The organism is Bradyrhizobium sp. (assembly GCF_035570375.1).
GTDB lineage: Bacteria > Pseudomonadota > Alphaproteobacteria > Rhizobiales > Xanthobacteraceae > Bradyrhizobium.
This window is the reverse complement of record NZ_DATMLW010000078.1, coordinates 110608-119722: the sequence shown is the minus strand read 5'-3', so window position 1 is coordinate 119722 and position 9115 is coordinate 110608. Positions and strand designations below refer to the sequence as shown.

The 9115-nt window shown below is 55.5% G+C and carries 14 protein-coding genes; 7 read left to right on the top strand and 7 right to left on the bottom strand.

Features of this window, described 5'->3' with window-relative positions; all coding sequences use genetic code 11:
• The first annotated feature begins 345 nt into the window (after nucleotides 1-345).
• Nucleotides 346-474 carry a hypothetical protein gene (locus VNX23_RS09095; protein WP_325629188.1) on the top strand — a complete coding sequence of 43 codons (129 nt, stop codon included), beginning with the start codon at nucleotides 346-348 and terminating at the stop codon, nucleotides 472-474.
• 871 nt (nucleotides 475-1345) lie between these two features.
• Here the strand turns inward: VNX23_RS09095 and VNX23_RS09090 are convergent.
• From VNX23_RS09090 to VNX23_RS09060, 7 genes are all read right to left on the bottom strand, one after another.
• Nucleotides 1346-2224 (bottom strand): hypothetical protein, encoded by an 879-nt coding sequence (locus tag VNX23_RS09090; RefSeq protein ID WP_325629186.1) that lies wholly within the window; start codon nucleotides 2222-2224, stop codon nucleotides 1346-1348.
• Nucleotides 2214-2390, bottom strand: coding sequence for a hypothetical protein (locus VNX23_RS09085; RefSeq protein ID WP_325629184.1), 177 nt, complete (start codon nucleotides 2388-2390; stop codon nucleotides 2214-2216). The genes VNX23_RS09090 and VNX23_RS09085 overlap by 11 nt, the downstream gene beginning before the upstream one ends.
• 363 nt (nucleotides 2391-2753) lie before the next feature.
• Complete coding sequence (locus VNX23_RS09080; protein ID WP_325629182.1) at nucleotides 2754-3362, bottom strand: hypothetical protein; 609 nt, start codon at nucleotides 3360-3362, stop codon at nucleotides 2754-2756.
• A 100-nt stretch (nucleotides 3363-3462) separates the two neighbouring features.
• Nucleotides 3463-3942, bottom strand: a complete 480-nt coding sequence (locus tag VNX23_RS09075) for a DNA ligase (RefSeq protein WP_414642961.1) — start codon at nucleotides 3940-3942, stop codon at nucleotides 3463-3465.
• 447 nt (nucleotides 3943-4389) lie between these two features.
• Complete coding sequence (locus VNX23_RS09070) at nucleotides 4390-4557, bottom strand: hypothetical protein (protein WP_325629180.1); 168 nt, start codon at nucleotides 4555-4557, stop codon at nucleotides 4390-4392.
• A complete protein-coding gene (locus VNX23_RS09065) occupies nucleotides 4487-5350 on the bottom strand; it encodes a hypothetical protein (protein WP_325629178.1) in 864 nt (287 codons plus the stop codon). Before VNX23_RS09065 ends, VNX23_RS09070 begins: the two co-directional genes overlap by 71 nt.
• A 252-nt stretch (nucleotides 5351-5602) precedes the next feature.
• Nucleotides 5603-5782, bottom strand: coding sequence for a hypothetical protein (locus VNX23_RS09060; protein ID WP_325629176.1), 180 nt, complete (start codon nucleotides 5780-5782; stop codon nucleotides 5603-5605).
• Nucleotides 5783-5930: 148 nt separating this feature from the next.
• On the opposite strand from VNX23_RS09060, the gene VNX23_RS09055 reads away from it, so the two are divergent.
• The 6 genes from VNX23_RS09055 to VNX23_RS09030 all read left to right on the top strand — a co-directional run bounded on the left by VNX23_RS09055 (nucleotide 5931) and on the right by VNX23_RS09030 (nucleotide 9107).
• Nucleotides 5931-6623, top strand: a complete 693-nt coding sequence (locus VNX23_RS09055; RefSeq protein WP_325629174.1) for a hypothetical protein — start codon at nucleotides 5931-5933, stop codon at nucleotides 6621-6623.
• 104 nt (nucleotides 6624-6727) lie between these two features.
• Nucleotides 6728-6931, top strand: a complete 204-nt coding sequence (locus tag VNX23_RS09050; RefSeq protein WP_325629172.1) for a helix-turn-helix domain-containing protein — start codon at nucleotides 6728-6730, stop codon at nucleotides 6929-6931.
• A 74-nt stretch (nucleotides 6932-7005) separates the two neighbouring features.
• Nucleotides 7006-7332 carry a hypothetical protein gene (locus tag VNX23_RS09045; protein WP_325629170.1) on the top strand — a complete coding sequence of 109 codons (327 nt, stop codon included), beginning with the start codon at nucleotides 7006-7008 and terminating at the stop codon, nucleotides 7330-7332.
• Between the two features lie 101 nt (nucleotides 7333-7433).
• Complete coding sequence (locus VNX23_RS09040) at nucleotides 7434-7724, top strand: hypothetical protein (protein ID WP_325629168.1); 291 nt, start codon at nucleotides 7434-7436, stop codon at nucleotides 7722-7724.
• 4 nt (nucleotides 7725-7728) lie between these two features.
• Nucleotides 7729-8862, top strand: a complete 1134-nt coding sequence (locus VNX23_RS09035; RefSeq protein ID WP_325629166.1) for a bifunctional DNA primase/polymerase — start codon at nucleotides 7729-7731, stop codon at nucleotides 8860-8862.
• 68 nt (nucleotides 8863-8930) lie between these two features.
• Entirely contained in the window at nucleotides 8931-9107 is a 177-nt protein-coding gene (locus VNX23_RS09030; protein WP_325629164.1) for a hypothetical protein, read from the top strand.
• Nucleotides 9108-9115: the final 8 nt, after the last annotated feature.

Sequence of the window (9115 nt, the reverse complement as noted above, 5' to 3'; positions counted from 1 at the left end):
GACGCCGGGAGAAGCCTGCACGCGGTCCTACGAACGGATTATCAAGGTAGGAAGTTCCATTCAGGACCTTTGTACTCGGTACAGGTTTTAACGGTATGGAGCAGGGTCATAGATGGGTTCCCGTCATGACGCGCATCCGGTTCAAACGAAAAGCGGCGCTAAAGGCCCGCCTTGATCTAAAAGCTCAACAACTACGCGATGAAGCCAAGTCGTGCCCACCAGGACACAAACGGGACAACCTACTTAGGAAGGCCAAACAGAAGGAAATCGCATGTAGGTCTCTGGATGGCTAGGTGGATACGGCGGTAGCCGACAAGCGCATCCGAAACATCTGGAGCAAATGATATGAAGGCGATCCTTGCGGGCGTTCTCTTCACTGCAGCGGTCATTCTCCAACTCACGTCAGCGCGTTCACGACAATCCGGATTATCATTTGCGCTGCTGATGGCATCATTGATTATCGGAACCTACTGAAGACCAATCGTGCCACCGCGGCGACGGTCAAGCGAGTGCTGGAGCGCCTGGCCCTAAAATCGCTCCGCGAATGCGTAGATAAACCAGATTACGACAAGAGCCGCTAGAACGAGTGCCCAATTGGGAATTGGATTGCCCGCTATCGATGTTTTGCGCATGAACCATTCCATGGCCTTCCTCCCAGATAGACCGCCTCACTCGGCCTCCCACGCTTCCAACACCCCAACGATATCACCGATTTCCCAAGGCCGCCCCCCAGGAAGCGCTCAAGCCGCGCTGCCGGCGAGACCCTGGCCGAGATCGCAAAGAGGCGATTGACGAAATGTTGCTGGACATGCTGGCGGCGATTGCCAGCATTTCATCGCTAGAAACCCGAAGCAGTTGACCTGGCTTTGGGCGATGAAGTACATAAATTAACAGCTTCACCTCTTGTTAGGCCGAGTCCCCCGTTATTGGGGTGCTTCCACGCTTTCTCAAAACACTTAGTGACTTTGACTGCGTCAGTCGCTCCATTACATAAATTAACAGCTTCACCTCTTGTTAGGCCGAGTCCCCCGTTATTGGGGTGCTCCCACGCTTTCTCAAAACATTGGGCCGCCTCATTTGCGAAAGCTGACTGACCGAAAAGCAATACAACTGACACTACCAATACTAGATATCTCACCCTGATCTCCTTCGGTTGCCACTTCTTAGGTTGAACGGTTGCGTCCAGTTGGTCTGTCATCACACGAGACTCGCGCATCGAAGTTGGATATCTTGACGAACGATTTCCGGGGACTCAGGTGTCAGATTTTGACCACTAGTCTGCCTTACCGTGTCCTATGTGAACGACCAGCACATCACCGGCTCATTGTCACGCGAGAGATAAAGATCACTGGCTAATAGATGTATATGCAGCCTTACGGTAGCCCGCGTTTACTTCGTCGCGTTGTTGGCCTTGTATCTGCTGCCCTATTGTCTTCAGAGGCGTAACCACTGAGAACATGATGAACCCGCCAGTCTTGCGCGGAAATATGAAATATTCCGCGATGACAGATCGTTCGGAGTCCTCGCACGAGGTCATTCCGCGGAAAACAACCTCGCTATCGACGAGTTCGCTATTCCGCGCGGACGCAAATTTTCCTTTGCAGTCCTTTGCATCGTTTCCGACAATAGCAGCCGCAACATCAAGACCAACTACAGTTGGCTGAGGCGGAACAATTCGAACGAAGCCGGTTGCGTTGTCGGCTTTCCAAGCTGCGCCAGTGGAAGCTAGGGAAACCGGAGTTTCGGATCGGCTAACTAGTGACGGATGAGACAAAGAGGATGCCTTGAGAATGAAGTTCGAAGCTAGTTGCATGGCTTCCAATTGTAGCTCTGCCGAACCTTCCTGTGGGCGAGCTGGCTGCAAACTGGAAGCAGTGGTCGGCGGTGCAACTTGCGTTGGTGCAGCGTTGGTAACGACTGTGAAATTGGCTGCAGCCTTAAGTCCCCCTGCCTTGATCGTCTTCACACAATTGGCCAACGAAGGCAGAAGGATTGACGTTCCTTTTAAATCGAACTGAAAAAGATTTCCTTGAGCAAAAGCTGACATCGTATGCGCGGCACGGAAACTTTTGATCAGGGCAGAGTTATCTGGCATCGGCACCAAAACCGCGTTGCTCGATGCGACCACTCCATCGACGTTGAATGTATTCCGGCCATCGAAGCTGAGAACGATCAGAAATTTTTGGCCTTTAGCTAAGTTCCAGTTTGGATGGCTAAACGCCAATTTTGTAGTTCGCGCTCGCGATGCAATTCGAAAATTCGCCGGTATTGTCGTTTGTGTATGCGCCACCGGACCAGCCCGCGACTGAAATCGAGCCGTAGGGTCCGCCCGCTTCAGCCGGAAATGCCAGCCCGAGCGTCAGCAAAAGCGCAACAATTTTGGCACGCATGACCCCATCCCCCGAGATTGCAATGGTAATTTTTCGAAAAAGGGGGGCCTCGTCAAGAGTTAAGCGCAATCAAGCCACAACTGGTTTTCGCTGTCAGCCCAAATTTTTTCCGAAAATGGATATCGGTTTTTGGTCACAAGCACGGGTCTGCTGGCGTGCTCTCCCAGACCACGACGCTACTGCTGTGGGTGCTTCACACTCGCAAGCTTGCCCGTATCAAAATCCCGGCAGATGACCGTGCCTTTCATGGGATACGTGCAGACTAGTCTTGCTAGGTGCTTTTTCTCGTCGTGGACATCCGTTGAGACGAACACGGCAACTTTTCGCGGCTCTTGTATGCCGCCAATGCCGACAAGGTTGGCGTCAAGGGCCGCTGTGCAGGAAATCCTGCCCAGGCATACATCGCCTCGAAAGCTTGGGGCCGATTACGTCTTTCCCTTGCTGTTGCATGGCACCCTTCAACATTAGCATGAAGAAGGTTTGCCAAGCCCTCTGCCGGTCGGCATCGCTCATCCCGGTGCCGTAGATGATCGGACCATCGGCCATGATCGTATCCCGTTCGTAGCCGCCTCCCGTAGGATCGCGAATGAACACGCCGCGATCCCCATCATTGTCCTCGGGGACCAGCGCGACGTTTTCACCTTGGTTGTATTTGACGAAGAACTCCTGCATGAAGGAGAGCGTCAAGAAATCCGTTGCGCCCTTCATCTTCCAGCGCGAGCTCTCGGTGAAAAGGAAATAGTTTTTGTTCTCCTTGGGCTCAAAGCAGCCGTCAGCCTTGGTGTTGCAGTAGATGAGGTAGTGATTGTTGGCGTTGCCGACGTATACCGTTCGCATTTCATTTTCGACGAACACGTTCTCCAGCTGAACGATCTCGGGCCGGACGGCATTTTCTGCGTTAACTGCCGCACCGCCCAACGCGAACTCACAACACCCGGCAGCTAAAGCCACCAGCCAAAGTGTAGCTTTCATGTTTGGAAGCCCCCTGTCCCAATCTTTCAAACTAGAGGAGCCGCTTGATCAGGGCAAGTGTGTTGCGGCGGCTCACCTGTCCACTTGCAAGCCACCCATGCTACCTAAGTGCTTCCTTCACCCGATCCATCGCCGGATGGGCGCGGTTCTTGATCTCGATCCAGTGCTTCGACCGGCCCGCCTGATACGGACGGTCCCGACGTTTCGAAACCAATCCCTCAAGTCCCATTTGGCACGCCGCCCGGAAAAGGTCGGGACCGATTTCGCCGCGTTCGAATGGTTTGATGAAAATGCCTTCGGGTCGACGCGCCAGCAGCCGTTCAAAATTGGCCTTGCGCATTGACAGCGGCAGTTTGCGCAGATCGTCGCCGCCTTCAACGAGGACGTCGAACGCGCAAAACTGAACCTCATCATTATGCCTGCCGGAAGGCAGCGCGTCGAAATCTGAGATGCCATCCACGCCGAGGATCACGGCCTCGCCGTCGATGACGAAACGCTTCTGCCGGTTCTTCAGCGCAGCCTCGACAATCCAAGGATAGCGGTCGGTCCAATTGTAGCCGCCGCGGGTGATCAACCTCACGCGATCACCGTTCCGCTCAACGCGCAGCCGGTAGCTTAAGCGCGGTATTGGGTCACGCTCATACTCCCTGGTGATGCGCGGTTAGCCCTAGTCACCACTGGAAGTCAGGTGAGCTTCGATTGCATGCGCGAGAAAAATGGTCGCGCTAAACGTTACAAAGAAAGCGGTGGCCAATTCAAACATTGGAAATCCCCATTATCAGCCCACAGCAAAGGCACCGGTAAGGGCTCGGCGTTTCAGTGTTGTTTCATCGCCCTGGGAAAATGGTTTCGTCACCGAAGAAAAGCGGGGCTGGCGACGGTCCCCAGGTACTGCAGCAGCGGCCCGAGCGGTCTTTTGTTCCGTCAAAAACCCCTGGTCAGCATGCCTGGCTTATCCTTTTGTTTTATACGGGCCAGCGTAGCGGTGAACCGCTCGCGGACTCATGCGCTGTAGCAAGCGGCCTATCTATTCAATCTGCGTTCGCATCGATCGTAGCCAGACCCTAGTGGCTTTCCGTTCGGCGATTGCTTCTGCCGTATAGAACCCGTGCCGGTAATTGCCATTACGCTCTCCTGATGGCGCGCCCGACCCGTGAGCCCCGCCGTGCATCCGGCAGCGATTTCGGCCCCTCACCACTGGACACTGACATGGCTTCCCGCTCCGGGTCTTCGCTCCGCAACGTTTCGCTAGATGTAGGGGTTGAGGTTTGCTCGTGGTTCGGTGCATGGGGTTGTCTCTGGTTTTCGAGGACCCCCGGGCCCCCGGTATGGTTGACTGTGCCGACAATCGCCTGTCCGCCCGGGTAGACGTGAACGTGCTCAACAACGACACGCTGCTCTCCTCCGCGACGAAGCTTGGCCAACGCATCGACCTGAGAAGCAAATGCCTTCGTCAGGCGGGCAACCGCAAGAGCATTCGAATCTTGCTGCTGGATCTCGTTGCTCTGGTTTAGATTGCCGAATGAACGCATCGTAAGAGCGTGCGTCACCGCCATCTGAGATACAACCATCGCCTCAAGCTCGTTCTTTGGCTGCTGTCCGCTGACGATCGCAATCACCGTGTCCAGCTCGGCTGGATCGATTTTCCCATCTCTCTGGCGCAGCGCGCCGGCGATACGCTGTACTTCAACTTGGACGACCGTCTCACTCGATGTGCCAAAGGCAACCATGAATTGGGCGCGCCAACCTTCCAGATCGAAATGCTTTGGGCCCTGAAGAACTTGGGTTACGCCATTTTCGCTCTTGATCCTCGTACCGACCTCAAATCGGGGCGGCATATCCGCAAGAATTTGTCTGGCTGCAGCGATCGCGTGTTTCTCGGCGTCGTTAGGCTCGCGTACGTCAGCCAATCGGCTGTCGGGTTGGGACTTATTGCTCGCTCTGCCCTTCACTTTGGGCATACGCCTCGACTTGACTTCCTTCGCCATACGGCTCTCCGACGTTCGAATGCGAGCGTCCTCGCTTCGACTGTTGATTTTGACTCTGATTGTTTTCGCGGCGGCCCTATCGGCTCACTGTCCGCATTCCTTGTGAGCGCCCTCGCCCTACTTAACTATGAGCCGTACTCAATGCCTCAAGAACCATACCGCTAGCGCGCAATGCCTGATCTGCGCTGACGGCCGCCCCTGCTTAGGCGGTGCTTAGTGCCCGGCACCCTCACCGGGTTATTATTGCGCTCGCTAAAGCGCCTGTGCTTCCTCAATACCGACGCCATCGGCTCGCAGCCTGTCTATGACACTCCGACGCACGTATTCTGACTTTGATTGAAAGTGCCTCATCGCCGCCGAACCAATTGCATCAGCTAAAGCCTCGGGCACCCTAAATTGCACCAGTCTTTGAAATTTGGTCGCGTCGTCCATGGCAATTCCTACATTCAATTTGCGTTATTTTATCAGTTCAACGTGTGGATTGCCACTTGGACGGAGCTTTGTGGCCCCTACTTTATGGCGTACTATGTTGCACGGCGTTTGATTTGCGTTTTTTCTTTGACTGGATCAGACCAAACCGATGGCGATTACTTTTAGAGAAGAGTTTGTAAGACCTCCCCTGGCACCCCGCCGGCAGCGGGAAGCGTATATCCGCCAATTTAAATTGGAGCAGATGACCTCCAATGAATGGATCAGCTTTGAAAGGGCTGTGTCCTGCCTAACCGGCCAAAAGGATTTGATCACCTCGGGCGATGCGCGCCGCACTCTTTTAGATGCTATATGCGCGGGGAAGATCCACAGAGACAATCCGAGGGCATTACAGTGCTTGGATGCGTCATCCGGAGATGATTGGCACTGGAGCGTTTCTGACTTCAAGGCGCTCGTTGACCATCGCGAGGGACTGGAGGCCACACTGAAGAATGCCTACTTCGAGCGCGATAGCTTGCTCCGATGGATGAAGGGATGCGGGTTCGAGCCAACGGCCGACATCCAAAGCTCGCCACTTGCAGCGGCGGAGCAACTCGAGTCCACATTTCGAGAGCTGCCGAACAAGCGGCCGAAATCAAGCAGAAAAGCGGATTGTCTGGTGTACGACTTGTTGCTCAACAAGCATCCTGACCGCAAGATACCGCGCATAAAATTTGAAGCTATCCGAGATTACGCGCAAACTCTTTTAGCCGAGGAAATTAAGCGCGGCGGCATTTCGCTTGATGCAAATCTAAGAACAATCGGTATTGACGCAGTCCGCCGCGCGTTTGGTAAAAAGCTGTAGCACAGGCAAAACGGCAAATTCGGCGGCAAATCGGCAAACACACCCGCGCCCCTAATGTTAGCGTTAAATGCCTCCACATGCACCTAGCATGAATGGAGGCCAATTTGTCAGCACCGAATAAATATCTCACCACGAAGGAAGCCGCGCACTACGTCCGGCTATCCGAAAGCTCCCTAGAAAAAAAGCGTGTCTCTGGCGACGGCCCTGAGTTTCTCAAGGTCGGCAAAGCTGTTCGCTACGAACAGACGGCGCTGGACGCCTGGATGCAGACCGACCGCCGCACATCAACAGCGGACGTGGCCGCCTGAAACGACGAAAGGCCGGCGTCGGAAGCGCTCGGCCCTTCGAAAATCAATCCCGCAGTCATCAATCAGGAACACCAATGAACTATAGCTTTGCTTCGCCGCCTGCAAGCGGCAAATACCCGAACTACCCCGGTTCTAGAGACAACACACCCGAGACCAGCCGAGACGCTGCCAAGACCGTTGTCGATATCGCCAGGACTCATCGCTACAAAATCCTGGAGGCGCTGAAGGGCGAGACTTTCGGCCTCAGCTCCGAAGGGATCGCCGGCAAGGTCGGACTGACCAAGTATCCCGTCCGCCCTCGTATCAGCGAGCTCGTTGCGAGCGGCGACGTTATCGAGACGCCCTTCCGGCAGAAGAACGCCGAAGGCCGCTCCATTGTGATCTGGAGGGCTGTTCAGTGAATAAGACAGTCACCCCCAAACAGCCTCAGCTGACCGCCGGCAAAACCCGCGAGGAACTGATCCTGGCGACCGCGCCGCACATCGACCCGGAAAGCCCTGCGATGAAGGAAAGCATCGCGAAGGTCGAAAAGATCGAAAAGGAAGAAGCCGCACGGGCCGTCTTGGGTTCGGGCCTTGCATTCGGCGCTTCAGGCGATGACTTTGATTGGGATACAGACGATAGCGTTATCTTGCGAGAACAGCGCGCGACCGCTGCCTACCGAAACCGCCATGGCGAGCTGATCATTCGGCAGCGGGCAAGCTGGTGCGACGACGGAGACACCTTCGTTTACATCTCTCCAGAAAACGAAGTCTCCTTCATGGAAGGCCTCGCCAAGCGAGCGCGGGAGTAAAGCCATGAGCTTTGCAGAGTGGCAGCCCATCTATGCCGCGCACGGTCTCAGTACCTTCCCGGTGCGGATCGAAGCCGGCGACAAAAAGCCGATGGTGAAAAACTATCTGCGAGCTGGCCGGCGCTATAGCGATCGGCTGGCAAAGCAATTCCCGGACGCGCAAGCGTTCGGGTTTGCCCTTGGCGCTCGGACCAAAATCACAGTCTTGGACAGCGATTCCAACGATGATCGGATCCTCGCCGACGCGATGGCAAGGCATGGCAAAACGCCGCTCGTCGTCCGCTCTGGCTCAGGAAACTATCACGCCTGGTACCGACACAAGGGAGAGGGGCGGCACATCCGCCCCAACCCGGAAATTCCCGTCGATGTACTAGGAGGCGGCTTTGTCGTCGCCCCTCCAAGTCGGGGGGCAACAGCAGACTACGAAATCGTTGAGGGCTCGCTTGACGATCTGGATCATCTCCCGACCCTTCAAAACTTCGCCCCGCCCTCAACCGGCGAGGTGATCTCAATGGGGCGGCGTAACAACGCCCTATGGGAACATTGCATGCGACAATGCCGGTCGTGCGACGACTTTGGCGCTCTTTTGGATGTCGCGGAAACGTTCAACACCCAATCGCTCTCCCCTCCTCTTGATGCCGATGAGGTCACAAAGACCGCCCGCTCAGCCTGGCAAGCTACTGAGCGAGGGGAAAACAGGTTCGGCCAAATTGGCGCGTTTCTGTCTGTTGAAGAAACCAAATCCATGGTCGGCGACCCGCACCTACTTGCGTTGTTCGCCTGGCTAAAAGCCCAAAACTCCCCGACCCGACAATTTCTAATCGCTGATGGCCTTGAAACATTGCTGGAATGGCCGCTCGCCCAGCTCAGGCGATGCCGGAGGCGTCTCGTCGAGTTGGGTATAATCGAAATGGTGCGCCCGCCCAGCAAGGGATGCGCTGCGCTGTATCGTTGGGGCACTCAATCTGGCAATGGCCTATCGATTTCAGTAGGCCATGCCTTAGCTTTGAAGCCTCAAGCCCTAAGCAGTAGGGGGAGTGTTATTGAGGATAGCCTATCGATTTCAGTAGGCCATTGCCAAAATGAAAGCGGGATGACCGCCACCGTTTGGCGGATTGCATCGCGGGTTCCTCGATGACCCGCGCTCTATCTAAAATCAGATTAGCCGCTCTGCCTCGTCGGGGATTGTCCCGCGAGGAAGCCGCCATGTATCTTGGCATCGGTGCCGGGCTGTTCGACGAGATGCGAGCTCTAGGCCAAATCGGCCCCGCCCGGCTTATCAAAGGCCGCAAACTTTGGGATATCCGCGATCTGGACATGGCTTTTGACGCCCTGCCCCGCGAAGATGCCCCCGGCATCGGCGTGTCCTGGAGTGACGCCTGATGCTCGGG